Here is a 19,834-nt window from a genome sequence, read left to right as displayed (position 1 = left end):
GGTGATGCTGCCAACTTACTGATTTAGTGTATGATGGTGTTTTTGAGGTGCTCCAGTGGCTTCTGTTTCTATCAGCTGTCCCTCCTGTTCAGCTACTGACGGGGTGGTGCGTAACGGCAAAAGCACTGCCGGACATCAGCGCTATCTCTGCTCTCACTGCCGTAAAACATGGCAACTGCAGTTCACTTACACCGCTTCTCAACCCGGTACGCACCAGAAAATCATTGATATGGCCATGAATGGTGTTGGATGCCGGGCAACCGCCCGCATTATGGGCGTTGGCCTCAACACGATTTTACGTCACTTAAAAAACTCAGGCCGCAGTCGGTAACCTCGCGCATACAGCCGGGCAGTGACGTCATCGTCTGCGCGGAAATGGACGAACAGTGGGGCTATGTCGGGGCTAAATCGCGCCAGCGCTGGCTGTTTTACGCGTATGACAGGCTCCGGAAGACGGTTTGCGCACGTATTCGGTGAACGCACTATGGCGACGCTGGGGCGTCTTATGAGCCTGCTGTCACCCTTTGACGTGGTGATATGGATGACGGATGGCTGGCCGCTGTATGAATCCCGCCTGAAGGGAAAGCTGCACGTAATCAGCAAGCGATATACGCAGCGAATTGAGCGGCATAACCTGAATCTGAGGCAGCACCTGGCACGGCTGGGACGGAAGTCGCTGTCGCTCTCAAAATCGGTGGAGCTGCATGACAAAGTCATCGGGCATTATCTGAACATAAAACACTATCAATAAGTTGGAGTCATTACCCGGCACGCATATCGAGAGCCGAAAATGAGTCAAATGACGCTTTATCTTTCATAATTCTTTCCTTTTTGCGATTTCAAAGTTTTCTTTCCGTTGCCGGAACAGACTGAAACGTAACTTTCCAGCCGGAACGGTGATGAGCCCCAGACACGCAACTATCAGTCCGACGCCTGCCCATCCGGAAGGCGGCAGCCTTTCACCGACGAGCACAACGGCCAGCAGTGCGGCTATAACCGGCTCCAGCAGACTGATCGTGGTTGCCATACTGGGGACGTCTCAGAAAACGGAATCTATGGTCACTCCCGTTTTTGCAACACCGATTTTGACGATAAATTGGCTTGCTTGAATCTATCCGGCGTCTGAATGGGATTTTATTCCCGCGCCTCGATGAGTTCCGCGCCTGATGAACCTCCAGAAAATATACGGCTTCAATGAGCCTTTCCGTTTTACAGGTTCCTCAACAGGCCGGTGGGCCGTTAGTATCATCAATATCAGTATTCGCAAAACCAGATCAGTGATTCTTTAAACCGGTGTATTTCTGCCGTTATGCTACATAAGTTTGCTGTCGTGCCGTTAGGGCCCAGGCTATTCTGGCCAGCTTGTTTGCCAGAGCACAAGTGACGACAAAGTTGCTTTTCCTACACAGTAGATCCCTGACCCAATCGGCCAATTTGCCAGACTGGTGTTCCAGTTTTTGTATGAATACCCTGGCACATTGAACCAACAAAGTTCGGATCTTTTTGTTACCTCGCTTACTAATTCCCAGCAATGTCGTCCGACCTCCCGTGCTGTACTGTCGAGGCACTAGCCCTGTTGCCGCCGCAAAGTCACGACTGCTGGCGTACTGCTTCCCGTCGCCAATCTCAGTTGAAATAGTACTCGCTGTCAGTGTTCCGACGCAGGGAATGCTCAGCAAGCGCTGTCCAATCTCATCTTCGTCCAACTTTCGTTTCAACTGGGATTCCAAATCTTTAATCTGCTCAACAAGATAGTGATAATCTGTTGTAATTTCAGCAATAACTGGCTGAGGTATAGAGGCAAACTATTGTCCTCAAGAAGGGTACTCAGTCGGCTAATAACGGCAGCTCCTCGTGGAACGCTGATGCCAAATTCCAGCAGAAAAGCATGCATCTGATTGGTTGTTTTTACCTTATCCTGAACCAAGGATTCACGGACACGATGCAGCGCACGCATTGCCTGCTGAGATTCAGTTCTGGGCTGTACAAAACGCATAGACGGACGCGATGCAGCTTCACAAATAGCTTCGGCGTCGACAAAGTCGTTTTTGTTACTTTTAACGAATGGACGGACAAATTGTGGTGATATCAGCTTAGGAAAATGCCCCAACTCTTCCAACTTGCGTGCCATAAAGTGAGAGCCACCACAGGCTTCCATTGCGATGGTTGTAGCGGGGCATGTCGCCAAAAATTCGATTAACTTTGGCCGTGTAAATTTTTTACGGTAAACAGCCTTGCCGCGACGATCTTGGCAATGAATATGGAAAGAGTTTTTACCCAGATCGATACCAATGAGCGCAATGTTTTCCATGATAGTTCTCCGAATGAAAGCCTATCCTCAGCATAGTACCGGGAAGGAGGGAGTGACCATCTCATTAATTATCCCACGCTAAGACTATATTTTGTACAGCAGTGGAGAAGGATGAGAAACCAGCAGTTCATTAACAGGGACTCCTTTTTGCTTAAGCGGCTCAATGGTTCTTTCTATATAAACCGTATTCCAGAGTGTTATCGCCGCCGTATGTAGTGTCAGCGCCGGTGGCGTGGTAACACTGATCCTCCCACCCCCAGATCCCTGATTTCATTCAGCCGGTGCATGAAGGATGCTCGCCCAAGGGCCTCACCCTTATTCAGCCCCGCCTGTATGCATCGGCCTAAGCCTTTATCGCAAAATCAGTCCAGCATAAACAGCGTCCGATCTCTGCAGAAAATCGCCCTCTGCGCTACGAGTTTGAACGCATTTACTCTGTTTATAGGTAACATTCGCCCCACGATATAATGATATCGGCAACGTATTCAGCATCCTGAGCATGAGTCAGAAGGTGATCCGCCTTACCCAACGAAATGAAACTCTTGGGATGCTTTGCTGCTTTGAATATTTTTTCGGCCTGCTCAATTAACACAGTATCATCTTCAGTCGCATGAAAAATAAGCAGAGGCTTGTTCATGGCGAACACCTTATGAGCGATTTTGTGTTCCTGAATATTGTCCAGCATCTGTTTCTTTAAGGTAAATACCCGCCCGGCCAGCTCAACGGGATAGGCTCCATGCTGGTTAATGTTTTCAACATCATCCTTAAAAAGACGTTTTACGTGTGTCAGTTCTCCGGGTGATCCTATGGTGACAACGGCCTTTGCCTCAGGAACTTCGCCGGCAATAGACAGAATGGCCGATCCCCCCAGGCTATGGCCGATGAGCAAAGAAGGCGCTTCGTACTGTCGGCGGAGATAATCTACCGCGCAAAGCAGGTCCGAAATATTGGATGAGAAGTTGGTGTTGGAAAAATCCCCTTCGCTGTTTCCCAGACCAGTAAAATCAAACCGGAGAACGGCGATAGCATTCTCTGTCAGTTTCCGCGCAATACGCGCCGCGCCTTTGAGGTCTTTGCCACACGTAAAACAATGAGCTAACAGCGCAAACGCTTTAGGATTTTCAGGAAGTTCAAGCAATCCGGCCAGTTCTTCACCAGCCGCATTTTTGAACGTAAATTTTAGTTTTTTCATAGGATATTCCAGGTCTTAAACTGATTTCATATGTTTGATCGCAGGGAAAAATAATCTTCTGCTCTGCATCTGGCATTACGCGTTTTCCTTCCTCTACTGGGGATGTGAAACAGAATTCATTCCGAATGCCTGTCCTCACCTTCCAGTTTGAAAGCTGATTATTGCTTCCTGTTCGGTGATCACTTACGCTATGCTACCAACTAGATGGTAGCTTACAAGAATTTTATGAGGTCTCACTGAATGGCCAATTGCGCGCTCATTCTTAAAATATCCCTGGCAATGCTGGCGTTTGCTGCAAACTCTATTCTGTGCCGTCTGGCCCTGCAGGGAGGCCACATTGATCCCCTTTCATTCAGCAGCCTCAGGCTGGCCAGTGGTGCACTCGTCCTGTCACCTTTCTTGTTTTATCACGCAAAAACTACATTATCGCTGTGGCGTCCGCTGAGCGGATTTTACCTCATGGTGTACGCAGTGCTCTTCTCTGTCGCCTATATCCATCTCGATACCGGGGCAGGTGCGCTGTTACTTTTTGGTGCCGTACAGTTTGCGATGGTGATCCACGGATTATTTAAAGGGGAATCACTCTCCGTTACCGGCTCCTCATCGTGTATAACCCCTTTCTCTCTGGCCGTTTTGTCCTGTCAGGATGTCGTCAGAACCCGGCATAACACCCTGTGCCGGGAACACAAAAGGCACGGATGAACAGGTCGTGAATATTCTTAGTGAAGCCTGCTGATGACATGTCTGGCGACAAAAAAATGCCGCCCTTAAGGGGCGGCTTATGCCAGCGTCACTGGGTTATCGTCTGACCGCCATGATGCCCGCATCGACATCCCAGATAGCGCCCGTCACCCATGAGGTTTTGTCAGACAACAGGAAGAGAATAGTGTTTGCCACATCTTCGGCAGTTCCGACGCGTCCCAGCGGGTGGAAATCGTTCAGCGACTTCATAGCATCTGCGATATCCGCTTTGTCCATGAAGCCTTCGTATATCGGCGTATGAACAATCCCGGGAGACACCGCGTTGACACGAATACCCGCGCTGGCCAGCTCAATCGCCAGATTACGCGTCAGGGCATGCAGACCCGCTTTTGCCATTGAATAGGCCGAGGCCGGCGAGTCACCCAGTGCAGCCTGAGCACCAATCGAACCGACGTTGACGATAGACCCTTCGAGCTTCGCGGCGAGCATGTTCTTCACGACATCCTGTGTAATAAAGAACGTGGCTCGGTTCAGCGAAAGATACATGTCATAATCGGCAAAGCTGTGCTCGGTAAATCCTTTGGGCATGAAGATACCGGCGGCATTCACCATCAGGCTGATATCGCGATGGTGAGCATTAATTTCCTGACGGATAGTTTCCATACCTTCTTCGGTCATCAGGTTCGCCGCGATGACCGCAACCGGTCCCAGAGGGCTCAGTTCTTTTTGCACCGCTTCGGCTTTGTCTTTTTTATTCCCGGTCAGCACGACACTGCCGCCCGCTTCCAGTACCATGCGTGCCACGGCCAGGCCCATGCCGCTGGTACCGCCGACGACGAGCAGTTTTTTACCTTTGAAAAAAGTGTTCATTTTCTGACTCCATTACTGGTGGGTAAGACGTTGCCGGCAGCGTGAAACTGCCGGCGGTTGACGGATTAAATACTGCAGCCATCCGTTCCGCAGGTCTGACCCGCAGTGGCTGAAAATTCGGTTTGCTGTTCATCCCAGACCTGACGCAGGGCATTCAAAAAGTTATCTGCTGCCTGAGCCCCGCTGATGGCATATTTTTCGTTCATCACAAAAACCGGAACGCCGCTGAGGCCAATAGACTGTGCGTGGGCTTCATCGTCGGAAACGGTGGCGCGAAAATCGTCATTTTCCAGGGCGGCTTCAGCGTCAGCTTTCGGCATACCGGCTTCTACGGCCATGGCAACGAGCTGCTGACGGTCAAAGAGAGAGCGACCTTCGGTGATACTGCCATGATAAAAACGTTCTTCCACCGCGTCCGCAATTCCGGCCTTACGCGCGGCAACCAGCAGGGTGTGTGCATCTTCTGTATCACCAAACATCATGCCGTCGAAGTTGTAGATCAGACCTTCAGATTTACCGGCGGTGCCCACCTGATTCATCATCAGCTCCGCTGAATGCTGACTGCCCAGCTTTTTAACGATGGCATCCTTAAAAGGCATCGCGGGAGTACCACCGGCCAGACGGTAGCTGTGATGGCGGATCACCACCTGGTCGCGAAATTCAAAGCGATTCAGACCCTGTTCAAATCTTTTTTTAGCAATCCAGCACCACGGGCAGACCAAATCTGACCAGATATCGATGGTAAGGGTGGGTTTCAGCGTTTGCATAATGATTCCTCAAAGACGTTGGGCGGTCGGATCTCACTTATCAGAGAACCGCGACCGTATGGGATTTATTGCGCCTGCCAGACCGGGTAATCGGTATAGCCTTTTTCCGGGGAACCACTGACGCCGTAGTAGGTGGCGCGGTCACTTTCTGCCAGTGGCCAGCCGTTTTGCATTCTTTCAACCAGATCCGGGTTAGCGATGTAGGGCACACCAAATGCCACCAGATCCAGCTCATCATCTTCCAGAGCCTGCTCTGCGATATCACGGGTAAAACCGCCGGCAGCGATGATGGTGCCTTTAAACGTGTTGCGAAAACGGCGGCGGAAGCCTTCCGGAAGTGGCGCTTTGGTGTACACCGGCTGATAGTAAAGGTGTACGTAGGCCAGTTCCCGCTGACCGAGCGCGTCGGTGATGGCTGACCAGGTTTGCTCTTCACCTTCATACGGCGCGAGGTCATAAATGCGGCCGAACGGTGACAGGCGCACGGCAACGTGGCTGTTACCCACGGCTTCCGCCACGGCGTCAATGGTCTCCAGCAGGAAACGCTGACGATTTTCCACCGAGCCGCCGTATTCGTCGGTGCGGGTGTTCAGTTCGCTACTGAGGAACTGGTCAAAGATGAATCCGTTTGCCGCCATGATTTCCACGCCGTCAAAGCCGGCTTCCATCGCCAGGCGTGCGGAGTGCACGAAGTCTGCAGTGATGCGTTTAACTTCATGCGTTTCCAGCGCGCGTGGCTGGCTTGGTACAACCGGGCCAGGTTCTCCGGATTCGGTCAGCGCAAAAACGGTGGTATTGACCGCCTGAACGGTGCCCGCTGAAACCGGCGCTATGTGGCCTGGCTGAAGAGAGACGTGAGACATACGGCCGACGTGCCAGAGCTGCGCGAAAATACGGCCACCTTTGGCGTGAACCGCTTGTGTCACCTTACGCCAGCCCTGGACGTGTTCGTCGTTGTAGATACCAGGGGTATAAAGGTAACCCCGGCCTTCTTCTGAAACCGGCATCCCTTCGGTGATGAGCAGGCCAGCAGAAGCACGCTGTGCATAGTACAAAGCCACGACCTCATCCGGCACGTCATTCATGGTGCGGGTGCGGGTCATCGGTGCCATGACTACACGGTTTTTTAACGCCAGGCCAGACAGATTGTAGGGGGTGAAAAGCTTACTCATCGTATACCTCACAAAAAACAAAAAGGAGTATCCCGGCAGGGATTTGCACAGCCCGGCAGTATCATCGACTGGACGTCGCGCACTGGAGTTGCATAAACATCTGATGGGTGGCAATATACCAACCATCTAGTAGGTAGGTCAATGGGTGTGTCGTATTTTTTTGTCATAACGCAGCCATTTCTGAATTGTCACTCATTTTGCGAGGTCATCACCATGCGTACATTAACAGCTTATAACGAAGATAATTTCCGCCAGATAGAGCAGTACAAAGGAATATCGGTGGTACGTTTCTCTGCACCCTGGTGTCCGCCCTGTCAGGCCAGCGAAGAAATGTTCAGTCAGTTTGCAGACCGGCTCGATAGAGATATTCAGGTGGGGAAAGTCAATGTAGATCAGGCGCCGGTGCTGACAACCAAATACGAGATCTGGGGGCTGCCGTCTGTGCTGATATTTCATGAAGGGCAATTAGTTAAACGCATACCGGGTGTGAAACCTGCATCGGTATATGCTCAGGCTATTGCGGACATAAAAAAAGGGCAGTAATGCCCTTTTAACGTGGAATTTATTAATGCTTAACCGCGTGCCTGACCGACGGCATCCAGAGTGCGGGCTGAATAAATGACCGCCGCGCCAGCGTTGAGGTTAATCGCCACGCCCAGCGCTTCAGCAATTTCAGCGTCGGTTGCACCGGCTTTCACAGCTGCGTCGGCGTGAAAAGCAATACAGCCGTCGCAGCGGGTTGTGACTGCGCACGCCAGGGCAATGAGTTCACGCACTTTTGCGCCCAAAAGGTCAGTTTTGTTACCTGCGTTGCCCAGGGCAACCACGCCTTTCATGGTCTCGGGGGTCAGTTTGCCCAACTCGCCTAAACGTTGCATTAACTCTGAGCGATAGTTGTTCCAGTCCAGCATAGTGTCATTCTCCTGAATGAGGGGTATTAAGAAGCAGTTTTATATACTTAAGGCTGTTGGCGAAGACTTCGGGTCTGGCCGTTGCATGCGCCACTACGCTTGAGCCTTCACAGACATTAATGATCATCAAAGCAATATCTGATGGTTCGGCATGGGATGAAAACTCACCTGACTCCATGCCCGCCCTGACGACTTTTGTGAGCCACTCGATTTGCATATCGAAATAAAGTGATGTCTGTACAGTAATTGCCTGAGGCAGATTGGCGGTCTCTGCTGACAACGCACAACACAGTGGCAGTAGCGAAGCTTTATGGCTTTGCGCGAAGATATCGATGTAAGCCGCAATTCTTCTCTCCGCGCTTTTCTCAGTCGCCTCTATCTGCTCAAATACGCGTTGTGTATCAGAGAACGCCTGTATTACCACCTGCTCACCCAGAATATCTTTGGTCGGGAAATGGTGATGAATACTGGCCTTGGTGATACCCACTATTTTTGATAAATCAGCATAGCTGAATGCTGAATACCCTTTTTCGCGCATCAGGTGTTCTGCTTCGCTGAGCAGCCGTTCCCGTGTCATGGTTGTCATAATTACTCCATATAATCTACTAGTTGATAGATTATATTGTTGCTATTTTTCCGTAGCAAGTTGTATCACTGACTCAGTATCGTGCAGAACTGAACGTCACTGCCATCCTGCATTCTGAATGGCAGCATTACATCTCTGACATCACGCCAGGCGTGTAATCATTTCAACCGGATTAGCCAGAGTATCGTGGATTGGCGAATTCTTTTGCATTTCGCTGACCAGCGCTTCTAACTCCTCGCGACTGGCGGTCTTGCTCGTAAGGTGAACATCGACGCGAATAGATTTCGCACCTTTACGCACGTTGCTGTCCAGCCCAAGGAAGCCGTTGAGGTTGATATCGAAATTAAGATCCAGCTCGATACCGTCCAGGTCGATCCCTTTTTCAGCAGCCATCATGGTAAGGGTGGCGGTATAACAGCCAGCCAGCGCCTGCATGATGTATTCAGTCGGGCTCATGCCGGTATCGGTGCCGAGTAAACCTGCGGGTTCATCACCGATATTAGAAAATTTCCCCACACGGCTGGTATCGATAACGCCGTTCTGGATTGTGGCGCCGGTCTCTGTGCGAACGGTTAATCCGCCGCTGGAACGGGCTTTCATCTGGAAAGTCAGGTTACCCAGGCCAGGCTGGCTGCGAACTGCTTCACGGGTATTGTGGATCGCAGCTGCGTCTGCAGAAGGTTTAACGGTAGTAGACATAATGGCTCCTGTAATTTCTTGATAAAAGGTATAGCTGGTGTAATCAGTACCAATCATCTAGTTGGTAGATTAATATCGCGAACCTCTTTTGTCTACTCTTTTATAAAAAATAGGGCACTGTTGCAAATAGTCGGTGGTGATAAACTTATCATCCCCTTTTGCTGATGGAGCTGCACATGAACCCATTCAAAGGCCGGCATTTTCAGCGTGACATCATTCTGTGGGCCGTACGCTGGTACTGCAAATACGGCATCAGTTACCGTGAGCTGCAGGAGATGCTGGTTGAACGCGGAGTGAATGTCGATCACTCCACGATTTACCGCTGGGTTCAGCGTTATGCGCCTGAAATGGAAAAACGGCTGCGCTGGTACTGGCGTAACCCTTCCGATCTTTGCCCGTGGCACATGGATGAAACCTACGTGAAGGTCAATGGCCGCTGGGCGTATCTGTACCGGGCCGTCGACAGCCGGGGCCGCACTGTCGATTTTTATCTCTCCTCCCGTCGTAACAGCAAAGCTGCATACCGGTTTCTGGGTAAAATCCTCAACAACGTGAAGAAGTGGCAGATCCCGCGATTCATCAACACGGATAAAGCGCCCGCCTATGGTCGCGCGCTTGCTCTGCTCAAACGCGAAGGCCGGTGCCCGTCTGACGTTGAACACCGACAGATTAAGTACCGGAACAACGTGATTGAATGCGATCATGGCAAACTGAAACGGATAATCGGCGCCACGCTGGGATTTAAATCCATGAAGACGGCTTACGCCACCATCAAAGGTATTGAGGTGATGCGTGCACTACGCAAAGGCCAGGCCTCAGCATTTTATTATGGTGATCCCCTGGGCGAAATGCGCCTGGTAAGCAGAGTTTTTGAAATGTAAGGCCTTTGAATAAGACAAAAGGCTGCCTCATCGCTAACTTTGCAACAGTGCCCAAAAATTTCCGATCTCCAAACTGACCCCTTCTACAGAATGCTGCAATACTGCCCTCAATGGCCGCGCAATGGGTTCGGTTGCGTGGTACAACATCCAGCATCGCCTTACCGGAATAAGGTATGTAACACCGGATGAATAACATCGAGGGGAGAATATAGGGATCCTCGCCCGCCGTAAAATTATCTACGAAACAGCGAGAAAACGAATCCGGATCGCTGGTCACAACAAACTCGAAACTGGTCACAGATAGAAACTGTATCGCTAAACCCGAAAAAAGAACGCTGGGTAGTATGAACATACGACAACTTCTTTGAAAGTTACCGGTCTGTCTTTCTCAGTAATAAAAATTATATCTTCGTGATTGTGTATTAATTGATTGTTGTCAATAACACTCTTATAACCCAATGTAATGCTATATACAGGAAGCTATTTCAGAGGTTATGGGAATTACATGAAAACAATAATTAATGAGCTATTACAACAGGACCTGTCCCGCAGACAGGTTATTGTGAACACCACCAAAATTAGTGCTGCGGTTGCAGCATCAAGCACACTGACCCTGCCGTTTACTCTCAATGCAGCTGATACTACATCGGCTACGGGAAAGGAGGGAATTGAAACCATAAGACATAGTGCCTGCTTAGTAAACTGTGGCAGCCGCTGTGCACTGAAAGTCATAGTTAAAGATGATCGGATTGTGCGAATTGAACCGGAAGATGCTAAGGATGATTCGGTATTCGGTGAACACCAAATCCGTCCTTGTCTGCGAGGTCGTTCCAGCCGCTGGCGAGTTTACAGCCCTGACCGGATTAAATATCCGATGAAACGCGTTGGTAAACGCGGAGAAGGGAAATTTAAACGCATTTCATGGGATGAGGCCACAGCCTTTATTGCCGCTGAATTAAAGCGCGTTTCTGAAAAATATGGAAATGAAGCAATCTATTTTAATTATCAATCTGGCGCGTATTATCATAATCAAGGAACCCCCGCATGGAAGAGGTTATTGAACCTGAATGGCGGTTTTCTGCAGTATTACAATAATTACTCAAACGCTCAAAACTTTACCGCCACATCTTACACGTATGGTGCTACAGGAGTACAGTTTGCCAGTCATTTTAGCCAGATTGCGCATTCTGACCTTGTGGTTTTTTTTGGTCTGAATTTATCTGAGACTCGGATGTCCGGTGGTGGGCAAGTTGAAGAACTGCGCCGTGCGCTGGAAATATCAGGCGCCCGGGTGATTATTATCGATCCGCGCTATACAGACTCTGTTGTTACAGAACATGCTGAATGGTTACCAATTCGCCCTACAACCGATGCTGCACTGGTAGCAGCTATTGCACACACGTTGATAAAAGAAAATCTGATCGACGAAGAACGAGTCAATACTTATTGTGTCGGTTATGATCGTAGCACCCTTCCAGAAGCAGCGAAACCAAACGCCAGTTATAAAGACTATGTTCTGGGTAACGGCGATGACGGCGTCGAAAAAACACCTGAATGGGCGGCAGATATCTGTGGCATCCCGGCAATTCGTATTCGCCAGTTGGCACGTGAAATGGCCGGAGCTCGGGCCTGTTTCATTGCTCAGGGATGGGGACCACAGCGTCATGCGAATGGTGAACAGACTTCCAGAGCGGTTCAGATACTTCCTGCCCTGACGGGTCATTTTGGATTGCCAGGAACCAACAATGGGAACTGGACATACGGAACACCTTATGGTGTTCCTGCTCTGCCGATTGGTGAAAATTCCGTTAAGGTGTCAATCCCCTGCTATCTGTGGACAGATGCGATTCAAAGTCCGGAAAAAATGACAGCCACCACTATGGGGGTCAAAGGCGCGGATAAACTGAAAACTGGTATTAAACTGTTCTTCAACCAGGCCGGGAATGCACTTCTGAATCAACATGGAAATATCAATCGTACACGCAAAATACTTGAAGATGACAGCCTGTGCGAAACTATCGTGGTTATTGATAACCATATGACTGCCAGTGCCCGCTTTGCCGATATCCTTCTTCCAGAAACTAGCTACTTAGAAGCCGAGGATCTGGTGGACAGTTCCTATGCAGCCGGTTCTCATCATTACATGATTGCAATGCAAAAAACGATCACACCGATGTGGGAAGTACGCAGTACCTATGATATCTGTGCAGATATTGCGGGGCATCTTGGGGTGAGAGAGCGTTTTACTGAGGGGCGTACCCAGGCAGAGTGGATGGCGAAGCATTACGGACAAGTTAAAGAGAAGCGATCATATTTGCCTGAATGGGAAGTTGCAATGAATATGGGGGTTATCGATCAGCAAAGTACTCGTGATGAGGACAGTATTATCCTTGCTGATTTCCGCCATGATCCGATTGCCAGTCCACTGACGACACCTTCCGGGAAGATTGAGATTTACTCGCACACTCTGGCGGAACTGGCTAAAGCCTGGACACTACCGGAAGGAGATCGCATTCCGGCTGTTCCTGAATTTTGTGTAGTGACAGAGTCCCATCTGAACAAGAGTCTGACAGCAAAATATCCGCTACAGATGAGCGGTTTTCACACCAAAGGTCACACGCACTCAACATATGCCAGTGTGCTGATGCTGCATGAAGCGGTACCGGATGAAGTCTGGATCAACCCGATAGACGCCAACACGCGTCAGTTGAAATCAGGCGATATGATCCATGTATTCAACGATCGCGGTGTGGTGGAGATCCCCTGCAAGGTGACACAGCGCATTCTGCCGGGCGTGGTGGCAATGCCGCAAGGCGCGTGGACCCGACTGGACAGCAACGGTGTGGACGTGGGCGGATGTATTAACACGTTGACCAGCCACCTGCCGTCGCCGCTGGCAAAAGGGAACCCGCAACATACCAACCTGGTTGAAATCAAACGCGCTTAAGGAGTGATCCGCAATGAAACAGTATGGCTTTTATGTTGACTCCTCGCGTTGCTCAGGTTGTAAAACCTGCCAGGTTAGTTGCAAGGATAATAAAGATCTGGACGTGGGACCGAAATTCCGTCGGGTATATGAATATGGCGGCGGAAGTTGGGTGAAAGAAGGAGAAAGCTGGCACAACGACACTTTTACCTACTACCTCTCTATTGCCTGTAACCACTGTGATGAACCGGTTTGTGTCTCTGGATGTCCTACCGGAGCGATGCACAAACGTGAAGAGGACGGACTGGTGCTGGTCGATGACAATATTTGTGTCGGATGCCGTTATTGCGAAATGCGCTGCCCGTATGGCGCGCCACAATTTGATGCTCAGGCTAAAGTGATGCGTAAGTGCGATGGTTGCCTTGATCGACTGGAGAAAAATCTGCGACCAATTTGTGTGGACTCTTGTCCACAGCGCGCGCTGGATTTCGGGCCGATCGATGAGTTACGGAAGAAATATGGCACTGAGAATGAAATCGCGCCGTTACCCGCCGCATCGTTTACTCATCCTAACCTTATTATTAAACCCCATCCGAAGGCCCGCCCGACGGGAGACAAGGAAGGGGCCATCGTGAACATGAGTGAGGTGCGCAATGCATGAGTTACCTCTGGTCTTTTTTACCGTCTTTACTCAGAGCGCAGTTGGCGCGTTTATTCTGTTGCTGATTGGCGGCACCCTGGGGCAGGTTGACAGGCAGCGTATGGCCGTTGGTCTTTTCTCTGCGATGTGTCTGTTTGGCGTTGGGGTGTTGCTGGGCATTTTCCATGTAGGCCAGCCTTTACGAGCATTGAATATGTTGCTGCGAGTGGGCCATTCACCGATGAGCAACGAAATCGTGTTATCGGCGGTGTTTGCGACACTTGGCGGGCTGGGCGCACTGGGGTTGCTTCTCAATCGTGGAGCAGCTTCGTTATGTAAAGGACTGGTGTGGCTGGCGGCTGCGGTGGGGGTGGTTTTTATCTTCGCCATCCCGCAAATCTATCAGTTGCCGACGGTGGTCACCTGGCGGACATCTTACACTACGGTGATGATGGTCCTGACTCCGATGATCGGTGGCGGCATTCTGGCCGGACTGTTTGGTCTGCGCCTGGGGTTGCTGGTGAGCGTGCTGGCGATTCTGGTCAGCTTCTGCCTGCGTCCAGGTTATATTTTGACGCTTATGGATGCTGATGGGGTGCTAACTGCGGCTCAATCCAGTTGGTTCACTGCTCAGGTTGTACTGCTGGCTGTCGGCATTGTCGGTGTGTTGGCCTGGGTACGACTCAAAACTAATGTGGCCGTTCTGGCGACCACGTCACTGGTGGTTATCGCTGCGGAACTGGTGGGTAGGATCGCATTCTACAATCTGTGGACGTTGCCGATGTAATCTGTGAGCGGCTGTAGCCGCTCTGTTTTCAGGAGAATTCAGGATGTCCCCCAATATTGTATTACCGAGGATCCTCGGTGCACTGTTTTACTACTCTCCGGAACGACCAGAGGTGAAAGCACTTTTCGACTGTCTGCCCACTCTGTCGGAACTGTACCCATGGCGCGACCCTGCGGGGACAGCTTCACTGTGCGCAGACTGGCCGTTTCCCGATAATGATGAACTGGCATGGCAATTCTCCGTGCTGTTTGAAGGACAGGGCGAAATGCCCGTGCCACCCTGGGGATCTGTCTGGCTGGAACGCGATAACCTGCTAATGGGCAATACCACCGCTGAGTACCGGGCGTTTCTGCAGTCTCAGGGAATGACTTTTAATTCGGGTCAAAATGAGCCGGAAGATCAGTTTGGGCTGATGTTGTTAGCCTGCAGTGCGATACTTGATGCTGGAAAAGATGCAGCAGTTAATCAGCTGTTAGAGGTTTATTTGTTACCGTGGGGATATCGCTATCTTGAACGTCTGCAGGGCAACAGGGTGAGTCCGTTCTATGCTCGCCTTGCCGCCGTGACCTCGCGCTATTTGCAGGATTTGCAACAGCAACGGGCGTTGCAACCTGCGGTGAAGCGGCTGTATTTCGGATGAACAAATCAGAGAAATATTATCATGAATTGATGGCTCACCGGCACGTCAGTCGGCGCGGACTGTTTCGTGCATTTGTCAGCGCGGCAAAGCACACAACGCCAGAAGTACTGTCTACCCGGCTGGGACATTCGCTGCCGCCAGGGGCGGTTCCTGATGCGGAGTTCATTACCCAGTGTACCCAATGTAGTCAGTGCATTGATGTCTGCCCAATGGGAGTCCTGTCCAGACATGAAGACGGTTACCCGCAACTGATGATTGAATATGCCAGTTGTGATGGCTGTGGTTTGTGTATCGCAGCATGTTCGAGTGACGCGCTACGCGTGCAGTCTCGTTTTGATACCGGACTGCGCCCGGTGTTCTGTAACTCTGCCTGTGTGAATCCTGTCAGACAGTGTAAACAGTGCGTGGATGTATGCCCACGACAGGCTTGCTTTATTAATGAGTCTGGACTGGTGTCGGCTGACAACGAACGCTGTGATGGTTGTGGCGAATGCGTTGTCCAATGCCCTCACAATGCTGTGACACTATATTGATGAGTCAGAGTGTCATGAAGAGAGGAAACGATGTATTAACAGGCTATTTATATCCCTGATATTATTTTTCAGGCGACAATGTACATGCAGAGCCGTCCAGCGCGATAGAGAGTCTCCGAAAATCGATTCAACATGCTAAATTATCCGGTATAAAGGTCGCATTGTTTAAACTGCGACCTTTTGAATGATCAGGCTGAAATTTTCAGGGATTTACTATTTCAGTGCTTTTCTTATTCTCTCTAATCCTTCTTGTATCACGGCGCGTGGACAGGCAAGATTAATCCGGATGTAACCCTCTCCATTGCTTACAAACATGTTCCCGCCTTCAAGCAGTATTCCCGTCTGGTTGGCGAAATAGAGAGAAAGCTGTTGTCTGTCTACCTGCGGTGGCAGGTATTTCTCAATATTTATCCATGCCAGATAAGTTGCATCGGGAATTTTAAAGTTTGCGTCAGGAAAGTGCTCCTGGGTAAATTTTTCTACCAGTCTGAAGTTATCATCAAGATAGTGTTTTAATTGTTCCAGCCACTCGTCGCACCGGGACCAGGCAGCTTTGGTCGCAGCCAGACTCAGTGGTGAAAGAAACTCATCATAAAGACGTAACCATTCTTTTCTGACCTTTTCATTTTTAATAAAAATATGGGACATCAGATTTCCGGCAAGATTAAAGGTTTTGCTTGGTGCCATACAGGTGATGATCTTATCAGTGTCTGGGAACAGTTTTGCCATCGGGATATGATTGACCCCATCTCTCAGTAAATCACAATGTATTTCGTCTGAAATGATCCAGACATTGTTTTTAAGGCACAACTGCCCCATTCTCATTAATTCTTGTTCTGACCAGACCTTCCCGGTTGGATTTTGCGGATTGGATAAAATGAACAGCTTAATATTTAGAGAAGGATCGGTTAGTTTTTTCTCCATATCGTTGAAGTCGATAACGTATTCATTGTCCTGTTCCAGCAAATCAGAACAGATCACTCGACGATAGCTATAGTCTCCAGCCTGCTTAAACGGCGTATAGGATGGTGTATTGATCAACACACTTTCATCCTGTTGTGTCAGTAACGGTACCAGACGGTTAAGTGCAGGGATAATGCCCGGTGAAAGCACGATCTCTGTGGTATCTATATTCCAGTCATAGCGTCTCTGGCACCAGTTGTGGAAAATATGATAGTACTCATCATCGTAAACTTTTGTGTAACCGAGTATTTTTTTATCAAGCCTCTCCTGAATCGCTGCAAGGATTTCCGGAGGTGTCGCAAAATCCATATCAGCAACCCACATTCTGACAAATTCATCGTCCTTAAAGTCAAAGTGGGCATTCTTGTCGGCCTTGAATATATATTGTCTCCACCCATCGTAGTTCAGGGCATCAGTATTTTTTCTGTTGATAATTTCATCAAAATTGTACTTCATAATTTAACCTTCTTTGGACAGATATGTTTGATTAAATGAATTTCAGGAACGGAGAAATACAGAGCAGGATGCCAGTAAAGATGATCAGATACAGAGAACCCCCCTTATATCGGTGAAGGGAGGGTACCTTGTAAACCAAATAAGCAGGGATTAAGCAACCAACGATGCCGAAAATGGGGCTGCAGATTGAGGTGAATAGCAGAACCGGCAGGTTCAGAACGATTGCCCCCCAGGCGATGACGATAGTGAAAATGACAATACCAACGTTAAGCGCTTTTTTATTGATTTTCTCTGAGGGTATAAAACGGGTCAATGCGTTCATCGCCAGTCCCTGTACAGCCTCTTTGAACCCGAGGTAAACGCCGAAGAAGGCAGTCATCAGGGCAAAGATATTCAATGCAACACCAACTGGCGTCACATACTTTGCTGCATCTCCTTCAATAAACTGTGCGGCAATAGCCAGTGCTGAAATATTTTGTTCGTAGGCTTTGACAGCTTCATCGTGACCGAGGGCGAAAGTGAATGATAATGCATAAAAGAAAACAACGATGAACAGTGTACCAAAAGCGATATTCATTGCTCTTAGCGCTTTATATCTTACCACTTCTATAGATTTGTTTTTTGCACGATATGAAATTACCATCGGACTCAAAGACTGAATAAACAGGATTGATGTCAACGTAAATGGCAAGGTGATAATGGCGTTTTTGATTAAAATACTAAAAGAAGGGAATGAACCGATGTTTTTGGAGAGGTCCCACATGCTGACCATCATCAACCCCAGGATAAGCACTACCACCAGTTTTGATAACACCATGAAAGAGGAAATCCTGAACAAGAGTTCTTCACTACGTGAAGCAATAAGCACAAGAAATGTAATAAGAATTAGGCCATAGAAAGGGTTCTCTGATAAAAGACCCTCAGTTAAGCCAAACGTGTGTAAATACGACGCTGTATCGTTAGTCAACGCCGTAGGGTAGGCGAATATCCAGATGACCAGCATGAGAAAGTAGAGCAGACCGAGGAGCATTCCCCAGTTTTTTCCCAGATAGCCCTCGATAACACCGGGATAGTCTTTACACTCTCGCGAATCTGCCAGCGTATTGATAAACAATCTTTGAAACAGGTACATGGCCGGATAACCAATGATGGAAGAAAGCAGGAATACCCACAATCCAATAAGCCCCACCTGGACCGGTAAAAACACAATCCCGGCGCCGATAGCCATACCTATGCTTATAATAATCCATCCTACATCTGTACTGTCAAATCGGGTTAGTTTTTTCCACTCTTCTGGTGACAATGAGGCCCTGTCGATGTTCTGTTCCAATATGGTCATAGGTATATTCCTGTGTGAGGATATTTTATGGTAATTATTTACAGAGGTTTGCACTTCATAAATGATTATACCCGGCAAGCATATTAATTATCTTTTTAAAAATTAACTATTTTTACAATTTATGGCTTATCTTATTTCTTGTTTTTGTTGATTTGGTTAATTTTATTTCATAAAATTACGAATATGATTGCTATCACAGGAGGTTGAACATGGTAAAGCTTGACAAAGTTGATATGCAGATTTTAAAGCTCTTGCAGGAAGATGGCAGGCTGAACAACGCTGAGATTGCCAAGCGTGTTTTTCTTTCCCCTCCAGCCTGCTGGAAACGGCTAAAGTTTTTAGAGCAGGAAGTGATAAAAAACTATCGGGCTTTTATCGAACCGAAAAGCCTTGGATACAATTTTTATGCATTCATGAATATTACATTAGATCTTCATTCCGAGGAGTGCATGCAACATTTTGAGGCAGAAATAATGAAGATTGATAATGTAATTGCCTGTCATAATATTTCCGGGAGATACGACTATCTTCTGCATCTTGTAGTAAAAGATATGGATGATTTTCACAACGTATCAATGATAAGGATACGAAAAATTGGGAATATAAAGGAGATGAATACCAGTTTCAGTATCAAGGAGATTAAATCTTTTAAGGGGTTACCTATAAAATAGATGTGTAGTGGTCAACAATAGGGTGATGCTGCCAACTTACTGATTTAGTGTATGATGGTGTTTTTGAGGTGCTCCAGTGGCTTCTGTTTCTATCAGCTGTCCCTCCTGTTCAGCTACTGACGGGGTGGTGCGTAACGGCAAAAGCACTGCCGGACATCAGCGCTATCTCTGCTCTCACTGCCGTAAAACATGGCAACTGCAGTTCACTTACACCGCTTCTCAACCCGGTACGCACCAGAAAATCATTGATATGGCCATGAATGGTGTTGGATGCCGGGCAACCGCCCGCATTATGGGCGTTGGCCTCAACACGATTTTACGTCACTTAAAAAACTCAGGCCGCAGTCGGTAACCTCGCGCATACAGCCGGGCAGTGACGTCATCGTCTGCGCGGAAATGGACGAACAGTGGGGCTATGTCGGGGCTAAATCGCGCCAGCGCTGGCTGTTTTACGCGTATGACAGGCTCCGGAAGACGGTTTGCGCACGTATTCGGTGAACGCACTATGGCGACGCTGGGGCGTCTTATGAGCCTGCTGTCACCCTTTGACGTGGTGATATGGATGACGGATGGCTGGCCGCTGTATGAATCCCGCCTGAAGGGAAAGCTGCACGTAATCAGCAAGCGATATACGCAGCGAATTGAGCGGCATAACCTGAATCTGAGGCAGCACCTGGCACGGCTGGGACGGAAGTCGCTGTCGCTCTCAAAATCGGTGGAGCTGCATGACAAAGTCATCGGGCATTATCTGAACATAAAACACTATCAATAAGTTGGAGTCATTACCC

Annotated in this window: 19 protein-coding genes and 6 pseudogenes; 13 read left to right on the top strand and 12 right to left on the bottom strand. The window is 48.9% G+C overall.

Annotated elements, in window-relative coordinates:
- Positions 1 to 55: 55 nt before the first annotated feature.
- Together OGX66_RS02420 and OGX66_RS02415 are read left to right on the top strand one after the other, a co-directional pair.
- Entirely contained in the window at positions 56 to 331 is a 276-nt protein-coding gene (locus OGX66_RS02420) for an IS1-like element transposase (protein WP_000179213.1), read from the top strand.
- A pseudogene (locus OGX66_RS02415) lies at positions 250 to 751 on the top strand (IS1 family transposase). The gene OGX66_RS02420 and the pseudogene OGX66_RS02415 overlap by 82 nt, the downstream one beginning before the upstream one ends.
- A gap of 63 nt (positions 752 to 814) precedes the next feature.
- Here OGX66_RS02415 and OGX66_RS02410 read toward each other — a convergent pair.
- From OGX66_RS02410 to OGX66_RS02395, 4 genes and pseudogenes are all read right to left on the bottom strand, one after another.
- Positions 815 to 1,030: pseudogene (locus OGX66_RS02410) on the bottom strand (EamA family transporter); the annotation flags it as partial.
- 352 nt (positions 1,031 to 1,382) lie between these two features.
- Positions 1,383 to 2,311, bottom strand: a pseudogene (locus OGX66_RS02405) (IS110 family RNA-guided transposase); the annotation flags it as partial.
- A 99-nt stretch (positions 2,312 to 2,410) separates the two neighbouring features.
- Positions 2,411 to 2,724 (bottom strand): annotated as a pseudogene (locus tag OGX66_RS02400) (Tn3 family transposase); the annotation flags it as partial.
- A gap of 26 nt (positions 2,725 to 2,750) precedes the next feature.
- Positions 2,751 to 3,503: an alpha/beta hydrolase family protein gene (locus tag OGX66_RS02395; RefSeq protein ID WP_171278908.1), complete on the bottom strand. Its 753-nt coding sequence runs from the start codon at positions 3,501 to 3,503 to the stop codon at positions 2,751 to 2,753.
- 240 nt (positions 3,504 to 3,743) lie between these two features.
- On the opposite strand from OGX66_RS02395, the pseudogene OGX66_RS02390 reads away from it, so the two are divergent.
- Positions 3,744 to 4,091: pseudogene (locus tag OGX66_RS02390) on the top strand (EamA family transporter); the annotation flags it as partial.
- A gap of 210 nt (positions 4,092 to 4,301) precedes the next feature.
- On the opposite strand, the gene OGX66_RS02385 reads toward OGX66_RS02390, so the two are convergent.
- From OGX66_RS02385 to OGX66_RS02375, 3 genes are all read right to left on the bottom strand, one after another.
- Entirely contained in the window at positions 4,302 to 5,075 is a 774-nt protein-coding gene (locus OGX66_RS02385; protein WP_004729618.1) for an SDR family NAD(P)-dependent oxidoreductase, read from the bottom strand.
- 65 nt (positions 5,076 to 5,140) lie between these two features.
- Positions 5,141 to 5,842, bottom strand: coding sequence for a DsbA family oxidoreductase (locus tag OGX66_RS02380; RefSeq protein ID WP_001194072.1), 702 nt, complete (start codon positions 5,840 to 5,842; stop codon positions 5,141 to 5,143).
- 65 nt (positions 5,843 to 5,907) lie between these two features.
- Positions 5,908 to 7,014 (bottom strand): alkene reductase, encoded by a 1,107-nt coding sequence (locus tag OGX66_RS02375; RefSeq protein WP_006687059.1) that lies wholly within the window; start codon positions 7,012 to 7,014, stop codon positions 5,908 to 5,910.
- Between the two features lie 213 nt (positions 7,015 to 7,227).
- Between OGX66_RS02375 and OGX66_RS02370 the strand changes: the two genes are divergently transcribed.
- Positions 7,228 to 7,557, top strand: a complete 330-nt coding sequence (locus OGX66_RS02370) for a thioredoxin family protein (RefSeq protein WP_002431133.1) — start codon at positions 7,228 to 7,230, stop codon at positions 7,555 to 7,557.
- A 29-nt stretch (positions 7,558 to 7,586) separates the two neighbouring features.
- On the opposite strand, the gene OGX66_RS02365 is transcribed toward OGX66_RS02370, so the two are convergent.
- The 3 genes from OGX66_RS02365 to OGX66_RS02355 all read right to left on the bottom strand — a co-directional run bounded on the left by OGX66_RS02365 (position 7,587) and on the right by OGX66_RS02355 (position 9,210).
- Positions 7,587 to 7,925: a carboxymuconolactone decarboxylase family protein gene (locus OGX66_RS02365; protein ID WP_000888080.1), complete on the bottom strand. Its 339-nt coding sequence runs from the start codon at positions 7,923 to 7,925 to the stop codon at positions 7,587 to 7,589.
- Positions 7,926 to 7,929: 4 nt separating this feature from the next.
- Positions 7,930 to 8,511, bottom strand: coding sequence for a TetR/AcrR family transcriptional regulator (locus tag OGX66_RS02360; protein WP_000210409.1), 582 nt, complete (start codon positions 8,509 to 8,511; stop codon positions 7,930 to 7,932).
- Positions 8,512 to 8,652: 141 nt separating this feature from the next.
- Positions 8,653 to 9,210, bottom strand: coding sequence for an OsmC family protein (locus OGX66_RS02355; RefSeq protein WP_000108589.1), 558 nt, complete (start codon positions 9,208 to 9,210; stop codon positions 8,653 to 8,655).
- A 176-nt stretch (positions 9,211 to 9,386) separates the two neighbouring features.
- Between OGX66_RS02355 and OGX66_RS02350 the strand changes: the two genes are divergently transcribed.
- The 6 genes from OGX66_RS02350 (at position 9,387) to OGX66_RS02325 (ending at position 15,617) form a co-directional block, all read left to right on the top strand.
- Complete coding sequence (locus tag OGX66_RS02350) at positions 9,387 to 10,091, top strand: IS6-like element IS26 family transposase (protein ID WP_035897520.1); 705 nt, start codon at positions 9,387 to 9,389, stop codon at positions 10,089 to 10,091.
- A 505-nt stretch (positions 10,092 to 10,596) separates the two neighbouring features.
- Positions 10,597 to 13,038 carry a DMSO/selenate family reductase complex A subunit gene (locus OGX66_RS02345; RefSeq protein ID WP_052439643.1) on the top strand — a complete coding sequence of 814 codons (2,442 nt, stop codon included), beginning with the start codon at positions 10,597 to 10,599 and terminating at the stop codon, positions 13,036 to 13,038.
- Positions 13,039 to 13,051: 13 nt separating this feature from the next.
- Entirely contained in the window at positions 13,052 to 13,678 is a 627-nt protein-coding gene (locus OGX66_RS02340; protein WP_040031387.1) for a DMSO/selenate family reductase complex B subunit, read from the top strand.
- Positions 13,671 to 14,444: a dimethyl sulfoxide reductase anchor subunit family protein gene (locus OGX66_RS02335; RefSeq protein ID WP_040031386.1), complete on the top strand. Its 774-nt coding sequence runs from the start codon at positions 13,671 to 13,673 to the stop codon at positions 14,442 to 14,444. The genes OGX66_RS02340 and OGX66_RS02335 overlap by 8 nt, the downstream gene beginning before the upstream one ends.
- A gap of 43 nt (positions 14,445 to 14,487) precedes the next feature.
- Positions 14,488 to 15,084, top strand: coding sequence for a molecular chaperone TorD family protein (locus OGX66_RS02330; RefSeq protein ID WP_040031385.1), 597 nt, complete (start codon positions 14,488 to 14,490; stop codon positions 15,082 to 15,084).
- Between the two features lie 29 nt (positions 15,085 to 15,113).
- On the top strand, positions 15,114 to 15,617 hold the full coding sequence (locus OGX66_RS02325; protein WP_225586246.1) for a 4Fe-4S binding protein: 504 nt from the start codon (positions 15,114 to 15,116) through the stop codon (positions 15,615 to 15,617).
- 213 nt (positions 15,618 to 15,830) lie between these two features.
- Here OGX66_RS02325 and OGX66_RS02320 read toward each other — a convergent pair whose 3' ends face one another.
- Both OGX66_RS02320 and OGX66_RS02315 read right to left on the bottom strand, forming a co-directional pair.
- A complete protein-coding gene (locus OGX66_RS02320) occupies positions 15,831 to 17,036 on the bottom strand; it encodes a MalY/PatB family protein (protein WP_171278909.1) in 1,206 nt (401 codons plus the stop codon).
- Between the two features lie 31 nt (positions 17,037 to 17,067).
- Positions 17,068 to 18,375 (bottom strand): aromatic amino acid transport family protein, encoded by a 1,308-nt coding sequence (locus tag OGX66_RS02315; RefSeq protein WP_286510839.1) that lies wholly within the window; start codon positions 18,373 to 18,375, stop codon positions 17,068 to 17,070.
- A 209-nt stretch (positions 18,376 to 18,584) separates the two neighbouring features.
- On the opposite strand from OGX66_RS02315, the gene OGX66_RS02310 reads away from it, so the two are divergent.
- The 3 genes and pseudogenes from OGX66_RS02310 (at position 18,585) to OGX66_RS02300 (ending at position 19,818) form a co-directional block, all read left to right on the top strand.
- Positions 18,585 to 19,046 carry an Lrp/AsnC family transcriptional regulator gene (locus OGX66_RS02310; RefSeq protein WP_042111185.1) on the top strand — a complete coding sequence of 154 codons (462 nt, stop codon included), beginning with the start codon at positions 18,585 to 18,587 and terminating at the stop codon, positions 19,044 to 19,046.
- 76 nt (positions 19,047 to 19,122) lie between these two features.
- A complete protein-coding gene (locus OGX66_RS02305; protein ID WP_000179213.1) occupies positions 19,123 to 19,398 on the top strand; it encodes an IS1-like element transposase in 276 nt (91 codons plus the stop codon).
- A pseudogene (locus OGX66_RS02300) lies at positions 19,317 to 19,818 on the top strand (IS1 family transposase). Before OGX66_RS02305 ends, OGX66_RS02300 begins: the two are co-directional and overlap by 82 nt.
- Positions 19,819 to 19,834: the final 16 nt, after the last annotated feature.

The sequence above is a fragment of the Citrobacter sp. Cf072 genome (assembly GCF_030334485.1).
GTDB lineage: Bacteria > Pseudomonadota > Gammaproteobacteria > Enterobacterales > Enterobacteriaceae > Citrobacter > Citrobacter freundii.
Note: the sequence above shows the minus strand (reverse complement) of the source record. Positions and strands in the feature narration are given on the sequence as shown.

Excerpts from the sequence above, each read along its gene's own strand:
- OGX66_RS02395 (WP_171278908.1), bottom strand. The coding sequence starts at position 3,503 with ATGAAAAAACTAAAATTTACGTTCAAAAATGCGGCTGGTGAAGAACTG.
- OGX66_RS02385 (WP_004729618.1), bottom strand. The coding sequence starts at position 5,075 with ATGAACACTTTTTTCAAAGGTAAAAAACTGCTCGTCGTCGGCGGTACC.
- OGX66_RS02380 (WP_001194072.1), bottom strand. The coding sequence starts at position 5,842 with ATGCAAACGCTGAAACCCACCCTTACCATCGATATCTGGTCAGATTTG.
- OGX66_RS02375 (WP_006687059.1), bottom strand. The coding sequence starts at position 7,014 with ATGAGTAAGCTTTTCACCCCCTACAATCTGTCTGGCCTGGCGTTAAAA.
- OGX66_RS02370 (WP_002431133.1), top strand. The coding sequence starts at position 7,228 with ATGCGTACATTAACAGCTTATAACGAAGATAATTTCCGCCAGATAGAG.
- OGX66_RS02365 (WP_000888080.1), bottom strand. The coding sequence starts at position 7,925 with ATGCTGGACTGGAACAACTATCGCTCAGAGTTAATGCAACGTTTAGGC.
- OGX66_RS02360 (WP_000210409.1), bottom strand. The coding sequence starts at position 8,511 with ATGACAACCATGACACGGGAACGGCTGCTCAGCGAAGCAGAACACCTG.
- OGX66_RS02355 (WP_000108589.1), bottom strand. The coding sequence starts at position 9,210 with ATGTCTACTACCGTTAAACCTTCTGCAGACGCAGCTGCGATCCACAAT.
- OGX66_RS02350 (WP_035897520.1), top strand. The coding sequence starts at position 9,387 with ATGAACCCATTCAAAGGCCGGCATTTTCAGCGTGACATCATTCTGTGG.
- OGX66_RS02345 (WP_052439643.1), top strand. The coding sequence starts at position 10,597 with ATGAAAACAATAATTAATGAGCTATTACAACAGGACCTGTCCCGCAGA.
- OGX66_RS02340 (WP_040031387.1), top strand. The coding sequence starts at position 13,052 with ATGAAACAGTATGGCTTTTATGTTGACTCCTCGCGTTGCTCAGGTTGT.
- OGX66_RS02335 (WP_040031386.1), top strand. The coding sequence starts at position 13,671 with ATGCATGAGTTACCTCTGGTCTTTTTTACCGTCTTTACTCAGAGCGCA.
- OGX66_RS02330 (WP_040031385.1), top strand. The coding sequence starts at position 14,488 with ATGTCCCCCAATATTGTATTACCGAGGATCCTCGGTGCACTGTTTTAC.
- OGX66_RS02325 (WP_225586246.1), top strand. The coding sequence starts at position 15,114 with ATGGCTCACCGGCACGTCAGTCGGCGCGGACTGTTTCGTGCATTTGTC.
- OGX66_RS02320 (WP_171278909.1), bottom strand. The coding sequence starts at position 17,036 with ATGAAGTACAATTTTGATGAAATTATCAACAGAAAAAATACTGATGCC.
- OGX66_RS02315 (WP_286510839.1), bottom strand. The coding sequence starts at position 18,375 with ATGACCATATTGGAACAGAACATCGACAGGGCCTCATTGTCACCAGAA.
- OGX66_RS02310 (WP_042111185.1), top strand. The coding sequence starts at position 18,585 with ATGGTAAAGCTTGACAAAGTTGATATGCAGATTTTAAAGCTCTTGCAG.